This is a genomic window from Mycobacterium sp. 29Ha (genome assembly GCF_032883055.1).
Lineage (GTDB): Bacteria > Actinomycetota > Actinomycetes > Mycobacteriales > Mycobacteriaceae > Mycobacterium > Mycobacterium gallinarum.
Window position 1 is genome coordinate 162,065 of record NZ_JAMQTI010000001.1, and the last position, 23,019, is coordinate 185,083.

Below are 23,019 nucleotides of genomic sequence, written 5' to 3' on the forward strand. Positions count from 1 at the left end.
TCGATAGTGGCGTGGGACTTCTCCACCGATTCCGAATGGACGGAGCAGCTGGCCTGGGTAGAGCAGTTCGTCCGCGAGGAATGCGAGCCCATCGACTATGTGGTCAAGGAGTCGCACGACCTCAATGACCCCGTGCGCCAGGCGCTGGTCCCGCCACTGCAGGACATCGTCAAGGAGCGCGGGCTGTGGGCCACCCACCTCGGCCCGCATCTCGGCGGACCCGGTTACGGACAGGTGAAACTCGCGCTGCTCAACGAGATTCTCGGGCGATCGGAATGCGCACCGATCGTGTTCGGATCCCAGGCACCCGACTCCGGCAACAGCGAGATCCTCGCGCACTACGGCACACCGGAACTCAAGGAACGGTATCTCGAGCCGCTGCTGGACAACCGGATCGTGTCGTGCTTCTCGATGACCGAACCGCAGGGCGGCGCCGATCCCAAGGTATTCACCACCATGGCAGTGCAAGACGGCGATCACTGGGTGATCAATGGTGAGAAGTGGTACTCCTCGTTCGCATCGATGGCGTCCTTCATCATCGTGATGGCGATGACCGATCCCGACGCGCCGCCCTACCAACGCTATTCGATGTTCGTCGTGCCCGGAGACACGCCGGGCATCAACGTGCTGCGTGACGTCGGCCTCGGCTACCAGCCGCCAGGCGGCGGACGCGAAGGCTACGTGCGGTACGAGAACGTCCGGGTACCCGCCGATCACATGCTCGGTCCTCGCGGTGGTGCGTTCGTGGTGGCGCAGACCCGGCTGGGCGGCGGCCGCATCCACCACGCCATGCGCACAGTCGGACTCGTGCGGCGGATCTTCGACATGCTGACCGAGCGGGCCGTCTCGCGCTACACGCAGGGAGAGCTGCTCGCCAACAAGCAGATGGTGCAGGAGATGATCGCCGACTCCTGGATGGAAATCGAGGCCTACCGCCTGCTGACCCTCCAAACCGCCTGGAAAATCGACAAATACAACGACTACAAGGCGGTACGCGGCGATATCTCGGCGGTGAAGGCGATGATGCAGAAGGTGCTGCATGACGTCTCGGCACGCGCCCTGCAACTGCACGGATCGCTGGGTACCTCGCATGAGATGCCGTTCGTGCAGTACATGACGGAGTCGTTCGTGCTCGGGCTGGCCGACGGGCCGACCGAGGTGCACAAGGTGACACTGGCGCGGCTGTTACTCAAGGACGTCAAGCCTGCACCGGACGCATTCCCGTCCGAGCACCTGCTGCGGCTGCGGGAAGCCGCTGAGGCGAAGTTCGCCGACAAGCTCGCAGGCATTGCGCGAACCTAGGAGGGCACGATGACGTGTGACGGCAAGGTGGCCCTGGTCACCGGCACCAGCCGCGGGTTGGGCAAGGCCATCGCGAAGCGTCTGGCGGCAGAGGGGGCCACCGTCGCCCTCACCGCGCGCACCGCCGAACCCGACCCGAAATATCAAGGCTCCCTCAGCCAGACGCTGGCGGAAATCGAACAAGCGGGCGGCTCGGCGATCACCGTCGCCGCCGACCTCGCCAAACCCGAAGACCGCGAACGGATGTTCAGCGAAGTCGTGGAGAAGGTCGGCGCACCCGACATTCTCGTCAACAACGCGGCCGTCACATTCCTGCGGCCACTCGACGAATTCCCCGACCGTCGCGTCCGTCTGATGATGGAGATGCACGTGCTGGCCCCGCTGCACCTCACCCAAATGGCGATCCCCGCAATGCGCGAGAGGAAGCGGGGGTGGGTCCTGAACGTGACCTCCGTCGGCGGCAATCTGCCTGACGGACCGCCGTTCTCCGCGTTCGATCGCGAGGCGGGTTTCGGCATCTACGGCACAGCGAAGGCCGCGCTCAACCGGTTGACGAAAAGCCTTGCGGCCGAGCTGTACGACGACGGCATTGCCGTGAACGCCGCAGCACCGTCCAACCCCGTCGCCACCGAAGGCGCGGGTGCGCTCGACCTCGCCAAGACCGACACCGAAGACATCGAGCTCATCACGCAGACGGCGTTCGTGTTGTGCACGGGCGATCCGAAAACGCTGACCGGCCGTATCGCTCACACGCAGCCGTTCCTGCGTGAGGTCGGCTGGCTGTGAAGGTCCAGCCCGCTGCGTATCTGCGGACCACACTTCCGCTGGACCTCTCGGTACTGACGCAGCTCGACAGCGGCCGTTACCACTCGATCTGGCTGCCCGATCACATGGTCAGCTTCTGGCCCGACTCGATCTGGACTCCTGAATTCACCGACCTGGCAACGGTTTCGCCGTCGCCGCACCGCCACCTCGACGCCGTGGCGGTAGCCGCGGCGGCGGCAGTGCTGACCGAGAACGTACCGCTGGTCACCAGCGTGATCGATACCGTGCGCCGTCATCCCGCACTGCTCGCACAGAGCGCGCTCACCATCGACCATCTCGCCAAGGGCCGTTTCGTGCTCGGCCTGGGCAGCGGCGAGACCGAGAACACCGTGCCCTACGGATTCGACTTCACCAAACCGGTCAGCCGATTCGAAGAGGCGCTGCACGTCATCCGGCTGCTCTGGGATAGCGACGGTCCGGTCGATTTCGACGGGCAGTTCTACCACCTGCGCCATGCCCGGCTCGACACCGAGCCGTATCAGGGTGCCACCCCGCCGATCTGGATCGGAGCAAGCGGGCCGCGAACCCTGGAGATCGTCGGCCGCTACGCCGACGGGTGGTGGCCCACCGGTGCTTGGGATCCCGACGACTACGCCCAAAAGCTCGCCACCGTAAGGGCTTCGGCGGAGCGGGCCGGCCGCGATCCGATGGCCATCACGCCGTGCTACATCCAGGTCTGCCTGATCGGTCGCGACGCCGCCGCCCTCGCCGAGATTCTCGACGCACCGCTCGTCAAGGCGTTCCTTCTGCAGGTATCCGCCGAACTCCTGCGCAGCCTCGGCTTCGAACATCCGATGGGAGAGCACTGGCGTGGCTACCAGGACATCGACCCCGCCACACTGACCCGCGAGCGCGTCGTCGAGTTTCTCGACCGGGTCGAGCCGGAATCGATTCTCGCCGTTGTCCCACACGGCACGCCGAAGCAAGTGGCGCAGGAGATCAAAAACTATGTCGACGCGGGCCTTCGCGTGCCCAAGATCCTGGATTATGGCGGTATGGCCGGACTCTCGTACTCCGCCGCGTCCGCGGAGAACGTGCGCGACGTCGAGGACGAACTGATGCGCCTGTGCGGAGAGGTCCAGTGACTGGCGCGCTGAACGCGGCGGGCATGTTGGACTGGGCGCAGACCGAGACTGGTCTGACGGACTACGGCGACGCCACGCTGCCGCAGCGATTCGCCACGGCCGTCGACCTTCTCAACGGCATCGGCTTGGACGCCGACGGTAGGGCGCGGGCTGAGGACGTATGCCACTGGCTGCTCACCTCGCGACTGGAGTTCTTCGAGGACCGACACCGGTATCCGGTCGCCGACGAAGTGATCGAGCGGCCGATGTTCGTGACCGGCGAACCGCGCTCGGGCACCACCCTGATGCACGCCCTGATGTCGGTGGATCCCGACGCGCGGGCGCTCCGGTTCTGGGAGGTGATGTATCCGTCCCCGCCACCCGGAATGGCCGGCGATGACGACCCTCGCCGGGAGCGCGCCGACGCCGACTGGCGCGAGATCAACGGACAGATGCCGAAATGGCTGCACAGCCATCCCTACAACGACATGCTCGGCGACGGGCTGCCGGAGGACGAACGCACCTGGGCCTTCGACTTCCGCGTGATGACACCGACCGCGTGGTGGCGGGTTCCGATGCAGACGGTGGTCGGGGGTCTGCCCACCGATGACGCCGCACAGTACCGCATCCACAAGGCGATGCTGCAACAGTTCCAGTACGGGCGCCCGCGCAAGCAGTGGGTTCTGAAGGGATTCCACGGCTTTCGTCTGCGGGAGTTCTTCAACTGCTATCCGGACGCGACCCTGCTGTGGCTGCACCGAGACCCCGTGCAGGTCGCCGCGTCGCGCACGATGATGATGGCCGACATCCTCGAAGGCATCGTCGGCCCGATCGACCTACAGCAGGCGGCGAAAACGCATCTCGAGTTGACGCGGGCAAGCATCGCCAACACCATGACCAACCCGCTCACCGACGATCCCCGGATCCTGCACGTGCGCTACACGGATTTCCTCGCCGACCCCGTCGGCACCGTCGCCCGCTACTACGAATTCCGCGGCCGGACCCTGAGCGCCGATGCCCGAACGGCCATGCGCGCCTATCTGGAGAACAACCCGGGCGACCGGCACGGGAAGTTCCGCTATTCGACCAAACTCCTCACCGACATCGGTGAGGATCTCGAGGCGTTGCACGCAGAATTCCAGCCGTTCCGTGATCGATTCGGTGTCGCAATCGAACAGCGGAGGTGAGGGTGCATAGTCGGCTATCGGTGCACAGTGTGACGTTTCTCGGCACGCCGCTCCCAGAGCAACATTCGATGTGGTCCGCACTCGGACTTACCCGGCTGAGCCTGATCGATTCCCAGCTGGGTGAACCCGGGCTGGTGCCGCTCATCGAGCAACACGGCTACTCGGTCGACACCGTGTACCACCTGTTCGAGTCCGGCGATCAGCTGTCCCGCGTCATCGAGAACGCCGCCGCTCTCGGAACTCGCGTGGTGTACATGCTGACGGGCGGTCGAGGTGAATTGGACTGGGGCCAGGCCGCCGAACGCTTCTGCGCGGCGGTCGCTCCATGCCTACGTGAAGCAGAGCACGCCGACGTCGCACTTGCCATCGAAAACGCATCCGCTCTCTATGCGGATATTCACATCGCGCACACCCTGCGCGACACGATCACGCTGGCCGAGATGGCGGGCGTCGGTGTCTGTATCGACTTGTTTCATTGCTGGGCCGAGGCCGACCTAGGCGGTCTCGTCGAACGCGCGCTGCCGCGGACGCTGCAAATTCAGCTCAGCGACTACGTCCTCGGTGACCGGGCACTCCCGGCCCGCGCCGTCCCGGGGGACGGGACGATCCCGATCGAGCCGTTCATTCGGCAGGTACTCGCCGGCGGCTACAGCCATGGCTTCGATCTGGAGTTGATCGGCCCTCGTATCGAGGCCGAGGGCCGGTTCGAGGCTGTGCGTCGCGGCTGCGAGATGGTATCGACGATGCTGAAACGACTTGGCGCGTAGGGGATAGCGATGGCGCTTGGAGACGGTTCTGATGACGCCGCGCTGCACGCCGCGTGGATCGACTTCTGCGACCGTCTCAAGGTGGCCGGCGAACGGGTCTTCAAGGACCTGAACCCCACCTCGGGTCTGCAGCGGGCCGACGGCTTCAGGTTCTTGACGCAGAACCTCGGTCAGGCCTTCGATCTTGGGCTGGAGACCAGGGACACCCGCTATCCGGCGATTCATACGTTCTGCAATCCCACGCGCAAGCTCGGCGGCGACTGCGCCGACTTCCTCTATCAGCAGGCGTGGATCGACGGCGAATCGACGTATCGCGTCGTCGGAAACCGCGGCACCGCACGATTTCTCAACATCACCGTGCAGGGACCGCGATCCGACGGTCCGGGCGTACTCCACGAACCATTCGGCGACGTGCCGGAGGCCAATCTGTTCGGCCACGAGCTCACGTCCGCAGACGACGGCAGCTTCGAGGTCTGGGTCGGCGGCCAGCAACGCGGGACGAACTGGGTACCCACCACGGCGGGGTCGCGCAAGTTGTTCATCCGCCAGGGTTTCGACTCCTGGGACGAGCGGCCCGCTCGTTTACAAATAGAACGTGTCGGCATGGATACTCCCAAGCCTGCGCCGACTCCCGTGTCGATGATCGACGCGATGGGCTGGGCGGGTGACTTCGTCACCGGCCTGATGGACGACTGGCCGGAGTTCCCGTTCCGCTACGGCGGGGTGGACGCCGCGAATCCCAACCGCTTCCCGGCCGCCGGCGCGACCGACGCCGATGCGAAACGCGGTCGCGCCGCGACAAATATGCATTGGGTACTGGCCGCCGACGAGGCGCTCATCATCGAGTTCGACGCGCATGAGGGCCTGTGGATGTTCACCAACATGGGTGTCTTCTTCAACAGCATGGATTATCTGTACCGGCCGGTGAGCTACACGCCGAGCCGCACCGCGGTGGACAGCGACGGCAAGGTGCGGCTGGTGCTGGCGCACGATGATCCGGGATATCACAACTGGATCGACACACAGGGATTCGAGCGAGGCAACATGACCTACCGGCACATGCTGGAGGGCGAGCCGGCCGAGTTGCACACCCGGGTGGTCACGCGCGCGCAACTCGCCGATGCGCTGCCGCCCGCGACCGTGACCGTCACTCCCGAGGAGCGCGTCGCGCAGATGTGGGCGCGGTTCAACGGAATTCGGCAGCGTTACGTCTTGTGATTTCGGTGCGCATACGGGCGCGCTGCGGTCGTCAGCGCACCGAATCACCTAGAGGCGTTGGAGTCTGAACGTCCAGAACTGCTGTCCGGGCGGGCCATTGAAGCAGCCGACGTCGTAGTTCGAGGTGATTGTGCCGGCCAGCGTGTTGTCATCCCAGACCCACGTCTCGTGTGTGGGCATGGCGTAACCGGGAGTGCACTGCAGACCGTCGGACACATCGACCTTCAGCGTCCACTGGCCGTTGGCCAGATACGCATTTCCCTGATAGTAGTTGTAGAACTTCAGCCGAGGCGCCGCGCTGATATAGCGGCAGTCCGGTGTCGCGTCGGGGCTGCATCGCGCGACGAACCAGAACCACGAGGCGCGTTGGTACCTATTGGTCTGGACATCGAAGTTGCCGGGATGCAGGAAGGCCTGGGCAGGCGGCGCGACCACGGTCGCGGTCGTCATCAGGACAGCGGCGGCCACCGCGGTCAGGACCTTGATGGGCTTCATCGCGTCCTCCCAATTCGTTTGCCGGTGCTCATCAAACCACCTCGCTGACGATCTCGGTCGAGATCAGTCGATGACGACAGCTTCCTTGTGTTCGGTGATGGGTCGGGCCGGCTGCTGTTCATCGCAGATCCGCTGAAGTTTCTCCAGCGTCTCGTCCAGTCCCGGACCCAGTGGCTTACCCGGCGTGAACGTCGCGGGCAGGTGCTTCATGCCCTGGATGACGCCGATGGTCTCGTAGTGTTCGGTGCCCTCGGGGTCACACACGTAGTCGGGCATGCGGTCTAGCACCGCGGTCAGCATCGACTTGAAGACCGTGCGGGCGACGTTGGAGCCCACGCAACGGTGGACACCGATCCCGAAGCTGAAGTGACGGTTGCCCTTCCGGTCCATGATGAGCTCGTTGGGCTTTTCGAAGACCGACGGGTCGCGGTTGGCCATGGCCCACGAAATCCACAGTCGCTCGCCTTCTTTGAATTTCGTGCCCTCGACCTCGACATCGTCGGCGAAGGTGCGGCCGTCGCCTGGTGCCGGCGTGTAGAAGCGTAAGAACTCCTCGGTGGCCGGGTTCATCAAGGTGTCGCGCTCGCGACTGAGCAGCTCGCGCTGGTCCGGGTTCTCCGACAGCCACTCCAGCGAGTGCGCGGTGAGCGCAGTGGTGGTGTCGAAGCCGCCGCCGATGATCAACCCGAGATTGCCGAGAATCTCCAGGTCAGGGGCCGGTTCACCGTCGATACGCAGTTGCAGCAGTGCGTTGATCAGGCCCGGTCGCGGGTTCTCGCGAACTTCGTTCATCGTGGTGATCATGTCGATACCCATCTGCCGGTTCATCTCGGCGACGCGTGCGGCGTCGGGCGAGTGCTCCGGGGTGGACACCGACAGATGCGCCGGCTCGCTGTAGACCGGCCACTTCTTCAGCTCGATGCCCATCATCGCCAGCGTCAACACCGCGGGCACGATGTTGGCCAGGTCGTCGACGAAGTCGATGCGGCCAGACTCGATCTTCTCGTCGATGGCCGCCCGGGTGATTTCGTCGACGAACGGTTGCCATCGCCGGACCGCGGCAGGGGAGAGGTAGGGGTTCAACGCGCCGCGATAGATGCTGTGCTCGGGTTCGTCCATCTCGAGGATGCCGCCCCGCACCACCGTGGCTCGTTGCGCCTTCGGGATCGTTATTCCCTGATAGCCCTTGCGCTCTCCGTTGATGTCGTGATCGTTGGACACCACCGGGCAGCGCGCCAACTCGAAGACGTGCTTGCTGTCGGCGGCAACCCAATGCCCGTCGTAGACGTCGGTCCAGGCCATCGGGCACCTGGACTGCATCTCCTCGGTGATCTTCTCGAATTGCACCCGATACTCCGGGGTGTGCCGGTCGAAGTGATACCGATTCTTTTTCCGCTCGTTGTCGGCGGCGCGGATGTCGTCGACACTCAAGACTTGTCTCCCTCTGGCTGGTCTGGTCACTCTTCGATCGAGATGGCCTGCTCGGGGCACGACTGCACGGCTTCGCGTACCGCGTCCTCCTGGTCGGGCGGCACCACTTCGTGCACCGGCGAGGCAGTGCCGTCAATATCGCTGAGCTCGAAGGAATCTGGCGCGATCATCGAGCACAGCGTGTGGCCCTGGCAGCGTCCCGAGTCGACGAAAACCTTCACCGTGTCCCCTTCTCAGATAGTGCCCGCTCTTAAATGTGGTAGTCGTACCACTTGAGGTAACCGCCGGCATCGACGCGCTGCTGGGTGCCGGTGATGTAACGGGCCTCCTCCGATGCCAGGAAAAGCACCATGTTGCTGATGTCCTCGGGTTCGATCCAAGGCACCTTCATGGCCTGCTGGACGTAGAACACGGGTTCGGCGTCCGCCTTCGTCGGGTGCTCCAGGTCGGGACGGAACGACTTGTACATCGGCTCGCTCTGCAACATCGGAGTGTTGCAGTTCGTCGGGTGAATCACGTTCGCGCGGATGCCTCGTGGCGCGAGTTCGGCCGCGAGGTTGTGGACATACTGCGACAAAAGGCGCTTCGAATGGAGATACGCGGCGCCACCGGGATCGGTGCCCGGGTTGTCGTTCTTGCTGACGTCCATCAGGGCCGCGGTGGACCCGGTGGCGATGATCGACGCACCTTCGCGGAGGTGTGGGAGTGCCACATGGATGGCGTTCATGGTGCCAATCAGGTTGGTATTCATGACGTCTACCCAGGCCGCCATGTCACCCGAGCCCTTCATGCCCGCGATTCCGGCCGACGTGACGACGATGTCGAGCCCGCCGAGTTCCGAAACTCCCGCTTCGAGCGCGTGCTTCAGCTGCGTGGCGTCACTCACATCGACCTGTGCGGTGACGACGCGCTGTCCCGTCTTCTCGACGAACTGCGCCGTCTCCTCGAGGTCCTCCGGTGTGGCCATCGGGTAGCCAACCGTTGCGAAATCTTCACATCGGTCGACGGCGATGATGTCGGCGCCCTCCTCGGCCAACCGGATGGCGTGACTGCGACCCTGGCCGCGACCCGCGCCGGTCACGAATGCGACCTTGCCTTGTACTCGTCCCACTGAGATGTCCTTTCGATCTGGCTGGTGTTTGGTTACGTGTTGCGGCCACCGTTGACGCCCAGGATCTGACCCGTGATGTAGCCGGCCTCCTCCGAGGCCAAAAACGCGCAGGCGGCCGCGATGTCCTCGGGCTTGCCGATGCGCCGCACCGGCGTCGAGTCGATGGTCTGCTGGACGGTGAGGTAGCCGCGCTCCTCGGACTTCCGCAACATCGGGGTGTCGATGAAGCCGGGCGGCACCGCGTTGACGGTGATCCCGCTGGGGCCATACTCCAGCGCGAGCGACTTGGTGAGTCCGTTGACCGCCGACTTGGCCGCCACATAGGGGGACATGAACGGCTGGCCGGAATGCGTGCTCGACGATGAGATGTTGACGATGCGCCCCCACCCGGCCTCGATCATGTCGGGCAGCACCGCCTGGATGCAGTGGAAGACGCCGTTGAGGTTCACGTCGACGACCCGCTGCCACTCCTCGAACGAGATGTCGGTGAATCGCTTGAACTTCTCCAGCCCCGCGGCGTTCACCAGAACCGTCACCGGACCGAGCTGGGCGCGCACGGCATCGAGGGCGGCGTCGACCTGAGCGCGGTCGGTGACGTCGGCGACGTACGAGTTGTCAGCGTCCGATGGATTGAGGTCCAGAATCGCCACGTTCATGCCGTCGGCGCGCAATCGGTGCGCCACTGCCTGCCCGATGCCGGAGCCACCTCCGGTCACGACAGCGTTCTTCAACTCCACACCTGCCGGTCATGCATTAAGAATCGTCCTTCCGATTATGAGAACCGTACTCTCGGGTGTAGCAATCCCGCAAGACACGGTAGAGGTCAGATTCGCACTGGTGAGACGTTTCATCGGCGATTGTCGCACCGTTAAGTGCAGGCAGTGAGAGTTCCGGTCTTTTCCTTGAGTTCTCTTGATACGAATGTATGATTCGCCGGTGATGAGAATGAAGTTTCCATCACATTGGGATGTGTGCTGAGGAGGATGATGCAGGAAACGACCATCTCGGGTAGCGGGTCAGCCGCCGACACCGCCGCACGCGGTGCCGATCGGCGACTGCTGATAGACGGGCAGTTACTCGATACGTCTCGGACGTTTCCCAGCCTCAACCCGGCCACCGGCGAGGTGCTCGGACACGCACCGGACGCCACCGTCGGCGACGCCCAAGCGGCGGTCGCCGCTGCGCGGCGCGCCTTCGATGAGACCGACTGGTCGACCAACACCGAATTGCGGATCCGCTGCCTCGACCAGCTGCACCAGGCGCTGGTCGACCACCGCGACGAACTCGCCGCGCTGACCATCGCCGAGGTCGGCGCGACCGAAGCGCTGTGCCAGGGCGCTCAACTGGACCAGCCGATCGCGATCGTCCGCTATTACGCAGACCTGTTGAAGACCTACCCGATGACCGAGGATCTCGGGAACATCGAAAGCCGGGGCATGCAGCACCACCGCTGGGTGGAGAAGGAAGCGGGCGGCGTCGTCGCCGCGATCATCGCCTACAACTATCCGAACCAGCTGGCCCTTGCCAAGCTCGCGCCGGCACTCGCGGCGGGCTGCACAGTGATCCTGAAGTCCGCCCCCGACACCCCGCTGATCACGCTGGCGCTTGGGGAGCTGATCGCCAACCACACCGACATCCCCGCCGGCGTCGTGAACGTCCTCAGTGGCGCCGATCCCGAGGTCGGTGCCGCGCTGACCACCAGCCCCGATGTCGACATGGTCACCTTCACCGGTTCCACACCGACCGGCCGCCGCATCATGTCGGCGGCCAGCGACACCCTCAAGAGGGTGTTCCTGGAACTCGGCGGCAAGTCGGCGGCGATTGTGCTCGACGACGCCGACTTCAACACCGCGGCGCTGTTTTCGGCCTTCAGCATGGTCACCCACGCCGGTCAGGGTTGCGCGCTGACGTCGAGACTGCTGGTGCCGCGCAGTCATCATGACGAGATCGTCGAGATGATCAAGAACAATTTCGCACTGGTGCGCTACGGCAACCCAGCCGACCCCGGCACCTACATGGGTCCGCTGATCAGCGACAAACAGCGCGACAAGGTCGACGGCATGGTGCAGCGCGCCGTCGAGGCGGGCGCCACGCTGGTCACCGGAGGCGAGAAGGTTGACCCGGGCTACTTCTACACCCCGACGCTGCTGACCAACGTGGACCCCGACAGCGAGATTGCTCAGGAAGAGGTCTTCGGTCCGGTGCTCGTGGTCATCGCCTACGAAGACGACGACGATGCAGTGCGGATCGCCAACAACTCGATCTACGGGTTGTCCGGTGCCGTGTTCGGCAGCCAGGACCGTGCGCTCGCGCTCGCCCGCCGCATTCGGACTGGCACCTTCTCGATCAACGGGGGCAACTACTTCAGCCCTGACAGTCCGTTCGGCGGCTACAAACAGTCGGGCATCGGACGCGAGATGGGCACCGCGGGGCTCGAGGAGTTTCTCGAGTCGAAGACGTTCGCGACGGTGGTGAGCTGATGAGTGCGCCGCTTGACGGAATCCGCGTCCTCGAAGTCGCGATGTACGGCTTCGTGCCTTCGGCAGGCGCCGTGCTGCGCGAGTGGGGCGCCGACGTCATCAAGGTGGAGCACGCGGTGACGGGCGACCCGCAGCGCGGACTGCGCCAGACCGGGCTACTCCGGGTCGAGGGCGATCCCAATCCAAACATCGAGCACGCCAACCGGGGCAAGCGCAGCATCGGTCTCGACATGACCGTGCCCGAGGGCAAAGAGGTGCTGCTGGAATTGGCACGGCGCGCAGACGTGTTCCTGACGAGCTTCCTGCCAGGGCATCGGCAGAAGTTCGGTATCGATGTCGACGACATCCGCGCCGTGAACCCGAAGATCATCTATGCCCGGGGCAGTGCATTAGGGCCGCGTGGTGAGGAGTCGGTCAAGGGCGGTTATGACATGACCGCGTTCTGGTGCCGGGCGGGCACCGCCGCCACCATCACGCCGCCGGGGACTCCGGGCATGGTCGGACCGCCCGGCCCCGCCTACGGCGACACCATCTCGGGCACCAACCTCGCGGGCGGGATCGCTGCCGCATTGCTCAAGCGCGAGCGGACCGGCGAGCCATCGGTGGTGGACGTGTCACTGCTGGGCAGCGGTCTATGGTCGCTCGGGCACACGGTCGCGTTGACGAAGCACCTCGGTCAGCGGATGGAGGCCTTCCCCCCGGGTGTGCACGGATCACCGATCAATCCGCTTGTCGGGCTCTACGCGACGGCCGACGACCGCTACATCTCCTTTGTGATGATGCAGCCCACCAAGTTCTGGGCAGACGTGTGCAAGCACATGGATCTCGATGAACTGGCCGACGATCCGCGGTTCGCCACCGTCGAGTCGATCGCCGAGAACACCGAGGCCGCTGCCGAAATTCTCAAGGAGGCCATGAGCAAGCGTCCGTTGGTGGAGTGGAGCCAGCGATTCTCGACGCTGCTCGGACCGTGGGCGCCTGTGCAGGACACCCTGCAGGCGGTCGAAGACCCACAGATCCGCGCCAATGAATACATGGTGCCCGCGGGTGAACTCGAACTGGTCGCGAACCCGGTGCAATTTGACGTCAGTGCGCCTCAATCCGGTCCCGCTCCGGGATTTGCGGAGCAAACTGACGAAGTCTTGCTGGAACTCGGATTGGATTGGGATCGGATCATCGAACTGAAGACGGCCGGGGCCGTCACCTAGACAACGAGAGAGGCCAGGGATACAGCCCAAATGCCCTACGTCACTTCGATCGGTAGCGACGTGCTGCACCGAACTGGAGTACGCCCCACGTCGGATGTTCACGATTCCGACGCGGGCAACGCGCTGATCGGCTATGAAGGTGTCGGGTTCGCCGAGGGGTTGCGGGGGCTACAAACTCATCGAATCGGACGTCACAACTGTCGCCGGGAAGATCTGCGTGGGGCGCAGATCAACTTGGTGCACAATTGCTTTCGGTCGGCGGGGGTGTCGGCAGTGACCATCGCGGGAGGAGCCACCTATGGCGCGGGGTAGCGGGCCGGAGCGGTGGTCGCCGGGGTTGCCGCAGCTGAGCAGCTTCGCGGGTCCGATGCAGGCTGTCGGCGGTTTCTTTGCGATGTCGGCCGATGCGGTGCGGTTCATCTTTCGCCGACCGTTTCAGTGGCGCGAGTTCCTCGACCAGTGCTGGTTCATCGCCCGGGTGGCGTTGGCGCCGACGTTGTTGGTGGCGATTCCGTTCACGGTGTTGGTCAGCTTCACGCTCAACATTCTTCTTCGCGAGTTGGGCGCGGCTGACCTGTCGGGGGCGGGTGCGGCTTTCGGCGCGGTGACGCAGGTCGGCCCGCTGGTGACGGTGTTGATCGTGGCGGGTGCGGGTTCGACGGCGATCTGTGCGGATCTGGGATCGCGCACCATCCGCGAGGAGATCGACGCGATGGAGGTGCTTGGCATCAACCCGGTGCAACGGCTGGTGACTCCGCGCATGCTGGCCGCTGGGTTGGTGGCGTTGCTGCTCAACAGCTTCGTGGTGATCATCGGCATCCTGGGCGGTTATTTCTTCTCGGTGTTCGTGCAGGACGTGAACCCGGGTGCGTTCGCCGCAGGCATCACGCTGTTGACCGGTGTGCCCGAGGTCATCATCTCGTGTGTGAAGGCGGCGCTGTTCGGTCTGATAGCCGGGCTGGTCGCCTGTTACCGGGGGTTGGTCATCAGCGGGGGCGGCGCCAAGGCGGTAGGCAACGCGGTCAACGAGACGGTGGTCTATGCATTCATGGCGCTGTTCGTGATCAACGTGCTCGTGACGGCCATCGGCATCCGGATGACGACGGGCTGAGGGCACCCATGGGAACTACGACGGTCCTGAAGTCGACGTATCCGCGGCTCGCGCGGGGCGTACGGCGTCCGGTGGAGTGGTTGGGCGGCATCGGCGACCACATGATCTTCTACCTGAAGGCCTTGGGTGGAATACCGCACGCGATGGTGCACTTCCGTAAGGAAGTCATCCGGTTGATCGCCGAGATCTCCATGGGTGCAGGGACGTTGGCGATGATCGGTGGCACCGTCGTCATCGTCGGCTTCTTGACGCTGGCCGCAGGTGGGACGCTGGCCGTGCAGGGCTATTCGTCGCTGGGCAACATCGGTATCGAGGCGTTGACCGGATTCTTGGCGGCCTTCATCAACGTGCGTATCGCCGCACCGGTGGTTGCAGGTATTGGACTGGCGGCCACCTTCGGTGCGGGCGTGACCGCTCAGTTGGGAGCGATGCGCATCAACGAGGAGATCGACGCACTGGAATCGATGGCGATCCGGCCGATCGAGTATTTGGTGAGCACGCGCATCGTCGCCGGAATGATCGCGATCACCCCCCTCTACTCGATCGCGGTCATCTTGAGTTTCGTGGCCTCGCAATTCACGACGGTGGTGTTGTTTGGTCAGTCGGGCGGGCTGTACGACCACTACTTCGACACGTTCCTCAACCCGATCGACCTGTTGTGGTCGTTCCTGCAGGCGATCTTGATGGCGATCACGATCCTGTTGATCCACACATATTTTGGTTACTTCGCCAGCGGTGGACCGTCTGGTGTCGGTGTCGCCGTTGGCAACGCGGTACGCACCAGCCTGATCGTCGTCGTCTCGGTCACCTTGTTGGTGTCACTGTCCATCTACGGCTCCAACGGCAACTTCAACCTCTCCGGATAAGCGACAAACAGCCATGAACTCAACCACCGCGCGCGCATTGACCGGACTCGCCGCGATCGTCGCGATCGTGGCCGTCGTCGCGCTGGCAATCGGACTGTTCCGGGGCTCGTTCACCGAAACCGTTCCGGTAACGGTGGTTTCGGAACGCGCAGGCTTGGTGATGAATCCTGACGCCAAGGTGAAGATGCGCGGCGTGGAAGTCGGCAAGGTCGCCTCGATCGCGACGCGACCCGACGGTTCGGCCGTCCTGCAGCTGGACATGAACCCGTCGCAGCTGCACTTGATTCCCTCAAATGTCGATGTGGACATCACGTCGACGACGGTGTTCGGCGCCAAGTACGTCGAACTCGTCCCGCCGAAGGACCCCTCGGCTGAGAAACTGCATGGCGGACAGGTGATCCAGGGCCAGCACGTCACCACCGAGATCAACACCGTCTTCCAGCAGCTTGTCACCGTGCTGGACAAGATCGATCCGGCGAAACTCAACGAGACCCTCGGCGCGGTCGCGACCGCGTTCAATGGCCGCGGGGAAAAGCTCGGCCGAACTCTCGAGGACTTCAACGCATTTCTGGCCAAGATCAACTCGAGCCTGCCGAACCTGGCCCACGACATCGAGGCATCTGTGCCGGCGTTCGCCGCCTACGGTGATGCGGCGCCCGATCTCATCGGCACTTTCGACAACTCGATTCGGCTCAGCAACTCGATCGTCGAGGAACAGCAGAATCTCGACGAATTCCTCATCAGTGCAATCGGTTTGGCTGATATCGGTAACGAGGTGATCGGCGGCAATCGTCAGGCCCTGACCAATGTCCTGCAGCTGCTCGTGCCGACAACGACCCTTGCGGGGCTGTACCACGAGACGCTCGGCTGCACCATCGGAGGCCTGGTCCCGTTCGTGAAAGGTATCAACCAGTATTCGCACATCATGTTCAATGCCGGACTCACGTTGGGTACCGAGCGTTACCGCTGGCCTGAGGACCTACCCAAGGTTGCAGCCACGACCGGCGGCCGTTCCTTCTGCAAGGAACTCGGCCTGCCCAACGTGCCGGCGGAATTCCGGCCGCCGTTTCTGGTGGCCGACACCGGGTCGAATCCGTTCAAGTACGGCAATCAGGGCATACTGCTCAACTCCGACGGGCTCAAGCAGTGGCTGTTCGGTCCGCTCACCGGGCCACCTCGGAACAGCGCGATGACCGGAATGCCGGGGTGACGCGAATGCGGGGAACATTCATCAAGTTCGGCATCTTCGGGATCGTCATGATCCTGTTGACGGCCTTCCTCTTCGCGACGTTCGCCGAAGTGAGAACCGGTGCTACCAACGACTACTCCGCGCTCTTCAAGGACGCATCGCGGCTGGAAACCGGAGACACGGTGCGTGTCGCCGGCATCCGGGTAGGGACCGTGCAGGGCGTGTCCTTGGATGCCGACCGCAATGTGCTGGTGAAGTTCGACGCCGGGCGGGACATCAAGCTGACCGACGGCACACGGGCGCAGATCAAATACCTGAACCTGGTTGGCGACCGTTACCTCGAGCTCGTCGACGCACCCGGATCGACGAAGATCATGCCCGCGGGCGCTCGGATACCCATCGATCGCACGGCGCCGGCGCTGGACCTCGACCTTCTGCTCGGCGGGTTGAAACCGGTCATTCAGGGCCTCAACCCGCAGGATGTCAACGCACTCTCGGCATCGCTGCTGCAGATACTGCAGGGCCAGGGGGGCACCATCGAATCGCTGTTCTCCAGGTCATCGTCGTTCTCGAATGCGTTGGCGGACAACAATCAGGTGATCGAGCAACTCATCGACGAACTCAAGACGACGCTGAAGACGCTTTCGGACGACGGTGACCAATTCACCGAGGCGATCGACAAGCTCGAACAGCTCGTGCGCGGCCTTGCCGAGGATCGCGACCCGATCGGGGAGGCGATCACTGCGCTCGACAACGGCACCGCCTCACTGAGCGATCTACTCGGCCAGGCACGGCCTCCGCTGGACGGCACCGTCGACCAGGTGAAGCGGCTCGCAGAATATCTGGATGCGGACAAGGCCACCTTCGACGCCACGCTCCAGCGACTGCCCGATATCTACCGCAAGCTGGCCCGCGTGGGTTCGTACGGCGCGTTCTTCCCGTACTACATCTGTGGAATCGCCTTCCGGGCAAGCGATCTCGAAGGTCGCACCGTCCAGTTCCCCTGGATCAGGCAAGAGACGGGGAGGTGTCGGGACGAATGAACAAGTACCGCGGATCCTCTCTCATCAAGGCCGGTTTCATCGGCATTGTGCTGATCATCCTCGTGATCGCGATCGGGTTGCAGCCGGAGCGCCTGTATTCCTGGGCCACTGCCCTGCGCTATCAAGCGCTGTTCACCGAAGCCGGCGGTCTGGCCGCAGGCAACGATGTGACGGTTTCCGGAATCAAGGTCGGGTCGGTCTCGTCGATCGAACTCAAGAACGGCGACGCGCTGGTGGGTTTCACGATCGACGGCAAATACGCGCTTGGCTCGGACACCACCGCACACATCCGCACCGGCACCCTGCTCGGCGAACGTGTGCTCGCGCTGGAGTCCGACGGCAGCGGCACGTTGTCACCGAACCAGACCATCCCGGTCACCAGAACCTCGTCCCCGTATTCGTTGACCGACGCGGTCAGTGAGCTGACCGCGAACACCGCGGGCACCGAAACCGACACTCTCAACCAGTCATTGGACACGTTGGCGCAGACGCTTGACCAAGTCGCACCGCAGTTGGGACCGACGTTCGACGGTCTGTCGCGGGTGTCGAAATCACTGAATGGCCGCAACGACAGCCTGGCGGAGCTGCTGAAGACCGCTGGCGATGTGACCGGGATACTGTCCGAACGCAGCCAGCAGGTCAACTCGCTGATCCTCAATGCGAATGACCTACTCGGCGTGCTCGATGACCGGCGCCAGGCGATTGTCGAACTGCTCGCCAACACCTCGGCTCTGTCGCAGAATCTGACCGGACTCGTCGCCGAGAACGAGCAGGAACTCGCTCCGGCGCTGGAGAAGATGAATGCGGTCAACCAGATGTTGGAGAAAAACCGTGACAACATCACCAAGGCTCTGGCGGGCCTGCGGAAGTACGAGGTGACTCAGGGCGAGATCGTCGCCAACGGCGCCTACTACAACGCGCTGGTCCCCAACATCCAGCCGGCGCAGCTGCTGCAGCCGTTCCTGGACTACGCCTTCGGCTTCAGGAATGGCGAGAACATCGGTCAACCACCCGACACGGCCGGACCGCGTGCGCAACTTCCGTTCCCCGTCAACGGGATTCCACAACCAGGAGATCTCCCTGATGATGGCAACCCGTAGGCGTCTGGCGACATGGGTCGCCGTGCTGCTGGCCGTCGTACTGGTGGCCGGAGCGATCTTCCTGGTGCGCCAGGTCTTCTTTGGACCCAAGACCATCACCGCTTATTTCCCAACGGCGACCGCCATTTATCCCGGCGACGAGGTGCGGGTGTCCGGCGTCCAGGTCGGCACGATCAAGAGCATCGAACCCGAGGGGACGCAGACCAAGCTGGTCCTCGACGTCGACCGTGACGTACCGGTACCTGCCGGCGCCAAGGCCGTGATCGTCGCCCAGAATCTGATCGCCGCGCGTTATGTGCAGCTGACTCCGGCGTACCGCCAAGGCGACGGACCCCAAATGGGTGACGGCGCAGTGATTCCCAGCGACCGGACCGCAGTACCTGTCGAGTGGGATGAGGTCAAGACCCAATTGATGCGGCTGGCAACCGAATTGGGGCCCGAGCCCGGCTCGCAGGGCGCGGTCACGGACACCTCGGTCGGCAGGTTCATCGACAGCGCGGCCAACGCGATGGACGGCAACGGTGAGAAACTTCGGTCGACGCTGGCTGAACTGTCCGGCGTCGCACGGATCTTCGCCGAGGGCAGCGGCAACATCGTCGACATCATCAAGAACCTGCAGATTTTCGTGAGCGCGCTGCGTGACAGCAAGCAGCAGATCGTGATGTTCCAGAACCGGTTGGCCAGTCTGACGAGCGTGGTGAACAACAGCAGGTCCGATCTGGATGCAGCGCTGTCGGACCTGTCGGTCGCGATCGGCGAGGTGCAACGGTTTGTGGCGGGCAGTCGCGAACAGACGTCGGAGCAGATCAGAAGCCTCGCCGCCGTTACCCAAAACCTGGTCGACAGTCGGTTGCCGCTCGAGAACGTTCTGCACGTCGCACCCAATGCGATCGCCAACTACCTGAACATTTACTACCCGCCGACCGGCGGAGTGACCGGGGCGTTCTCGTTCGTCAACTTCTCGAATCCGGTGTGGTTCGTCTGCGGCATGATCGGCGGTGTCGCCAACACCACGGCGCCCGAGACCGCGAAGCTCTGCGAGCAGTACCTCGGTCCGGCGTTGAGACTGCTCAACTTCAATAACCTGCCGCTGCCGATCAATCCGTACCTGCGGCCCAGCCCCAAACCGGAGAGTCTCATCTACACCGATCCCAAGCTCGCGCCAGGAGGAGCGGGTCCGGGTGATCCCCCCGAGCCGCTGCCTCCAGTCTCGGCCTACATCGGCGCCGGGGATGTGGCACCGCCGCCCGGTTACGGGGGTGTCGGACTGCCCGAAATGCCCAGGGGGCTATATGGGCACGACGAGGTGGCCGCCGTACCGTCGCCCGCGCTCTTCCCGGGCGCGCCCATCCCGGGGCCGCCCAATATCCAGACCGGCCCGGCGCCGTCTGTGCAGAACATGTTGCTTCCGCCGACCCCCGCGGCCGTCCCGCCGCCGCCGGGGCCGCTGTTGCCTGCGGAAGGAGCGCCGTCATGATCCGCCGCAACTGTGTGAAAGCAATCGTCGTTTCGGGCTGCTGCCTGGCTCTGACGATGACGGGTTGTGCGTATCAGGGTGTGAACTCGCTGCCGCTGCCGGGTGCGGTCGGCCGCGGGCCCGACTCGGTGCAGTACACCGTGCAGGTCCCAAATGTCGCAACGCTGGAATCGAATTCGCCGGTCATGATCAACGACGTCATCGTCGGCAGTGTCGGCAAGATGACCGTTGACGCCTGGCATGCGAACGTCGAGATATCCGTCAAGCCGGATGTGGTCGTCCCGGCGAACGCCGTGGCGTCGGTGGGGCAGACCAGCCTGCTGGGATCGATGCATCTGGCGCTGAATCCGCCGCTGGACGAACAGCCGAGCGGTCGTCTACAGCCCGGTGCCACCTTGCCGTTGAACCAGTCCTCGACCTATCCCACCACCGAGCAGACGCTGGCCTCGCTGTCGACCGTCGTCAACGCGGGCGGGCTGGGACAGATCGGCGACGTCATCCACAACTTCAGCGCTGCGATATCCGGGCGCGAGCCCGAGATCCGTGAGCTGCTGACCCGTCTCAACGATTTCGTGGGAACGCTGGATGCCCAGCGCGACAACATCGTCGAGTCCATCAAGGAGTTGAACCGCGTGGCGGGCACCTTCGCGAACCAGCGCGAGGTGATCGACCGGGCGTTGCGCGAGATACCGCCCGCTATAGACGTGCTCGTCAAGGAACGGCCCAACCTGACGACGGCGCTGGAGAAGCTGGGGACCTTCAGCGACACCGCCACTCAGCTGGTCAATGACGCCGGCGACGATCTTGTGAAGAACCTGCAGGGCCTGGAGCCGGCGCTCAAGTCGCTCGCAGACATCGGTCCCGATCTCAGCCAGGCGCTCATCTTCGCGACGGCGTTCCCTTACGGTCCGGCCTTCGCCGACAAGATCGCCAAAGGCGACTACATCAACCTCATGGCCACGTTCGACCTGACCTACCCGCGGTTCAAGCGTGGAATCCTGCTCGGAACCCGCTGGGGTGATGAGAACGCCAAGCTCATTCCGGCGCCGGGTGACCCCTACTTCATGAACTATGCGTACGACCCGATCATGGTCGGGGTTGCGCCGCCCCCGAGCGATACGGTGGCGATTACTCCGCCGGTCGCGAACCCGGGGCAGCAGAATCCGGGTCAGCCGATTACCACCATGTACGGTCCGGTGTTGCCGATCGTTCCGCCGCCGCCGGCGAGGCCCCAATTCGGGCCCGAACCGACGCTGCAGGAATCGCAGATTTTCGCCGGGCCGTACGGTCTCGAGGGCACGCCCGCCGCGCCGGCGGCAGCCGCGACGCCCGCACCTGCACCGCCGGCGGGAGCTGAATTGCCGGCACCGCCGGCGGGAGCTGAATTGCCGGCACCGCCGGCGGGAGGTGGCGGCTGATGCTGACCCGCTTCGTCCGAAACCAGCTGATCATCTTCACGATCGCGTCGATCGTCGGTGTGACGGTGATGCTGTTCGCCTACATGCAATTACCGACTCTGCTCAACGTCGGCCGTTTGACCGTCACGATGGAATTGCCTGCGACGGGCGGTTTGTACCGCTTCGCAAACGTGACCTACCGCGGTGTGCAGATAGGCAAGGTCAAGTCGGTGACGCTCACCGAGAACGGTGCCGAGGCGGTGCTGTCACTCAACACGTCGCCGAAGGTCCCTGCCGACCTCGAGGCGAACGTCCTCAGCGTGTCGGCGGTCGGCGAGCAGTACGTGGATCTGCGTCCGCGCACCGATTCAGGGCCGTACCTGGAGGATGGCTCGCGGATTTCGGTGTCCGACACCACGATTCCGCAGCAGGTCGGCCCGATGCTGGACCAGCTCAGCACGCTGGTGGACAGTATTCCCGGCGACCGGATCTCCGACCTGCTCGATGAAACGTTCAAGGCGTTCAACGGGGCGGGGCCGGACTTCGGCTCGCTGTTCGACTCCGGTGCGACACTGTCCGAGCAACTCAACAGTGTCTCCGACGAATCGCGCAGCCTGATCGATGACAGTGGGCCGCTGCTTGATTCGCAAGCCGAGACCGCCGACTCGATCCGCACGTGGGCACGCAGCTTGGAGGGCGTGAGCGCCCAACTCGTGCAGAACGATCCCCAGATCCGCGCGCTGCTTCAACGCGGGCCGGGTTTCGCGCAAGAGGTCTCCGGGCTACTGAACCAGATCAAGCCGACGCTTCCGGTGCTGCTGGCTAACCTCACAACGCTTGGCCAGATCCTCGTCACGTACAACCCGTCGCTGGAGCAACTCCTGGTCGTCTTCCCGAACGCCCTGTCCGCCCAGCAAGCTTTCGGTCTCGGCAAGAACAATCCCACCGGCTTGGCCAACAGCGATTTCTCCCTTACGATTTCCGACCCGGTGCCGTGCACGGTGGGCTTCCTGCCGCCGTCGCAGTGGCGGTCACCGGCCGACACGACCGTCATCGACACACCGGATGACCTGTACTGCAAACTGCCGCAAGACTCTCCGATCGGCGTTCGTGGCGCCCGCAACTATCCGTGCATGGGACACCCCGGTAAACGCGCCCCGACTGTAGAACTGTGCAACGACCCCGAGGGCTTCAAGCCCATCGCGCTTCGCCCGCACTCAACCGGCCCGTACCCCTTCGACCCGAACATCATCGCGCAGGGTTTCGCGGTCGATGACCGGATCGACTTCCAGGAGCGGATTTACGCACCGCTGGAGGGCACCCCTCTGCCTCCTGGAGCAGTGCCGTCAGGAACACCGCCCGGCGTTCCTAATCCGCTCTATGCCCCGATCTCGCCGGGGCCGGCGGCGGCTGCACCGCCACCACCGCCACCACCACCGTCGCCTCTGCCCCTGCCTCCGCCTCCGCCAGGCAATTCGGTGAACGGTGTGCCCATCCCGGCCGCCCCCGCCGGGGCCGTCGCACCGGCTCCCGGCACCCCTCCGGCGACCGAGGTTCCGCACGGCGGGGGAGTGCCGGCAGCGCCGAGTGCGTTCAATGGCAATGAATCCGACGGACCGTCCGTCGCCATGGTGCCCTACGACCCAAACACCGGGCAGTTCGTGACGCCCGACGGGCAGGTGCAGACGCTGACAAATGCTGCGGCCGGACATGCTCCCAAATCGTGGAAAGACCTGCTGCCGACCTGA

The 23,019-nt window shown here is 64.2% G+C and carries 22 protein-coding genes; 17 read left to right on the plus strand and 5 right to left on the minus strand.

The annotated features are described in order from the left end of the window. Nucleotides 1-6: 6 nt before the first annotated feature. Genes M1248_RS00845 through M1248_RS00870 form a run of 6 tightly spaced genes read left to right on the plus strand, consistent with a single transcriptional unit; the run spans nt 7 to nt 6,363 of the window. Nucleotides 7-1,302, plus strand: a complete 1,296-nt coding sequence (locus tag M1248_RS00845; RefSeq protein ID WP_317147277.1) for an acyl-CoA dehydrogenase family protein — start codon at nt 7-9, stop codon at nt 1,300-1,302. Between the two features lie 9 nt (nt 1,303-1,311). After that, complete coding sequence (locus tag M1248_RS00850) at nt 1,312-2,088, plus strand: SDR family NAD(P)-dependent oxidoreductase (protein ID WP_317147278.1); 777 nt, start codon at nt 1,312-1,314, stop codon at nt 2,086-2,088. Next, the gene (locus M1248_RS00855; protein WP_317147279.1) at nt 2,085-3,212 is read left to right on the plus strand and encodes an LLM class flavin-dependent oxidoreductase; all 1,128 of its coding nucleotides are present in this window, start codon (nt 2,085-2,087) and stop codon (nt 3,210-3,212) included. The genes M1248_RS00850 and M1248_RS00855 overlap by 4 nt, the downstream gene beginning before the upstream one ends. Next, nucleotides 3,209-4,378, plus strand: coding sequence for a sulfotransferase (locus M1248_RS00860; protein ID WP_317147280.1), 1,170 nt, complete (start codon nt 3,209-3,211; stop codon nt 4,376-4,378). The genes M1248_RS00855 and M1248_RS00860 overlap by 4 nt, the downstream gene beginning before the upstream one ends. A 2-nt stretch (nt 4,379-4,380) precedes the next feature. Then, entirely contained in the window at nt 4,381-5,145 is a 765-nt protein-coding gene (locus tag M1248_RS00865) for a sugar phosphate isomerase/epimerase family protein (protein WP_317147281.1), read from the plus strand. A gap of 9 nt (nt 5,146-5,154) precedes the next feature. After that, nucleotides 5,155-6,363 carry a DUF1214 domain-containing protein gene (locus M1248_RS00870; RefSeq protein WP_317147282.1) on the plus strand — a complete coding sequence of 403 codons (1,209 nt, stop codon included), beginning with the start codon at nt 5,155-5,157 and terminating at the stop codon, nt 6,361-6,363. A gap of 48 nt (nt 6,364-6,411) precedes the next feature. Here M1248_RS00870 and M1248_RS00875 read toward each other — a convergent pair whose 3' ends face one another. The 5 genes from M1248_RS00875 to M1248_RS00895 form a co-directional block, all read right to left on the minus strand. Next, nucleotides 6,412-6,858, minus strand: coding sequence for a hypothetical protein (locus tag M1248_RS00875; RefSeq protein WP_317147283.1), 447 nt, complete (start codon nt 6,856-6,858; stop codon nt 6,412-6,414). A 63-nt stretch (nt 6,859-6,921) separates the two neighbouring features. Beyond that, on the minus strand, nt 6,922-8,289 hold the full coding sequence (locus M1248_RS00880; protein WP_317147284.1) for a cytochrome P450: 1,368 nt from the start codon (nt 8,287-8,289) through the stop codon (nt 6,922-6,924). 26 nt (nt 8,290-8,315) lie between these two features. After that, nucleotides 8,316-8,510: a ferredoxin gene (locus tag M1248_RS00885; protein WP_083125735.1), complete on the minus strand. Its 195-nt coding sequence runs from the start codon at nt 8,508-8,510 to the stop codon at nt 8,316-8,318. Between the two features lie 29 nt (nt 8,511-8,539). After that, nucleotides 8,540-9,400: a mycofactocin-coupled SDR family oxidoreductase gene (locus tag M1248_RS00890; RefSeq protein ID WP_317147285.1), complete on the minus strand. Its 861-nt coding sequence runs from the start codon at nt 9,398-9,400 to the stop codon at nt 8,540-8,542. A gap of 32 nt (nt 9,401-9,432) precedes the next feature. After that, the gene (locus tag M1248_RS00895) at nt 9,433-10,131 is read right to left on the minus strand and encodes an SDR family NAD(P)-dependent oxidoreductase (protein WP_317147286.1); all 699 of its coding nucleotides are present in this window, start codon (nt 10,129-10,131) and stop codon (nt 9,433-9,435) included. 255 nt (nt 10,132-10,386) lie between these two features. Between M1248_RS00895 and M1248_RS00900 the strand changes: the two genes are divergently transcribed. The 11 genes from M1248_RS00900 to M1248_RS00950 are packed head-to-tail and all read left to right on the plus strand — an operon-like array spanning nt 10,387 to nt 23,019. Further along, entirely contained in the window at nt 10,387-11,880 is a 1,494-nt protein-coding gene (locus tag M1248_RS00900) for an aldehyde dehydrogenase family protein (RefSeq protein ID WP_317147287.1), read from the plus strand. After that, on the plus strand, nt 11,880-13,088 hold the full coding sequence (locus M1248_RS00905; RefSeq protein ID WP_317147288.1) for a CoA transferase: 1,209 nt from the start codon (nt 11,880-11,882) through the stop codon (nt 13,086-13,088). Before M1248_RS00900 ends, M1248_RS00905 begins: the two co-directional genes overlap by 1 nt. A 30-nt stretch (nt 13,089-13,118) precedes the next feature. Beyond that, nucleotides 13,119-13,400 carry a hypothetical protein gene (locus M1248_RS00910; protein ID WP_317147289.1) on the plus strand — a complete coding sequence of 94 codons (282 nt, stop codon included), beginning with the start codon at nt 13,119-13,121 and terminating at the stop codon, nt 13,398-13,400. Continuing rightward, complete coding sequence (locus M1248_RS00915; protein ID WP_317147290.1) at nt 13,387-14,199, plus strand: ABC transporter permease; 813 nt, start codon at nt 13,387-13,389, stop codon at nt 14,197-14,199. Before M1248_RS00910 ends, M1248_RS00915 begins: the two co-directional genes overlap by 14 nt. A gap of 8 nt (nt 14,200-14,207) precedes the next feature. After that, entirely contained in the window at nt 14,208-15,065 is an 858-nt protein-coding gene (locus tag M1248_RS00920) for an ABC transporter permease (RefSeq protein ID WP_317147291.1), read from the plus strand. A 13-nt stretch (nt 15,066-15,078) separates the two neighbouring features. Next, nucleotides 15,079-16,275 carry an MCE family protein gene (locus M1248_RS00925; RefSeq protein ID WP_317147292.1) on the plus strand — a complete coding sequence of 399 codons (1,197 nt, stop codon included), beginning with the start codon at nt 15,079-15,081 and terminating at the stop codon, nt 16,273-16,275. Then, nucleotides 16,272-17,297 carry an MCE family protein gene (locus M1248_RS00930; protein WP_317147293.1) on the plus strand — a complete coding sequence of 342 codons (1,026 nt, stop codon included), beginning with the start codon at nt 16,272-16,274 and terminating at the stop codon, nt 17,295-17,297. The genes M1248_RS00925 and M1248_RS00930 overlap by 4 nt, the downstream gene beginning before the upstream one ends. Then, nucleotides 17,294-18,397, plus strand: coding sequence for an MCE family protein (locus tag M1248_RS00935; RefSeq protein WP_317147294.1), 1,104 nt, complete (start codon nt 17,294-17,296; stop codon nt 18,395-18,397). Before M1248_RS00930 ends, M1248_RS00935 begins: the two co-directional genes overlap by 4 nt. Next, on the plus strand, nt 18,381-19,874 hold the full coding sequence (locus M1248_RS00940; RefSeq protein WP_317147295.1) for an MCE family protein: 1,494 nt from the start codon (nt 18,381-18,383) through the stop codon (nt 19,872-19,874). Before M1248_RS00935 ends, M1248_RS00940 begins: the two co-directional genes overlap by 17 nt. Further along, nucleotides 19,871-21,292 (plus strand): MCE family protein, encoded by a 1,422-nt coding sequence (locus M1248_RS00945; protein WP_317147296.1) that lies wholly within the window; start codon nt 19,871-19,873, stop codon nt 21,290-21,292. The genes M1248_RS00940 and M1248_RS00945 overlap by 4 nt, the downstream gene beginning before the upstream one ends. Beyond that, complete coding sequence (locus M1248_RS00950; protein WP_317147297.1) at nt 21,292-23,019, plus strand: MlaD family protein; 1,728 nt, start codon at nt 21,292-21,294, stop codon at nt 23,017-23,019. Before M1248_RS00945 ends, M1248_RS00950 begins: the two co-directional genes overlap by 1 nt.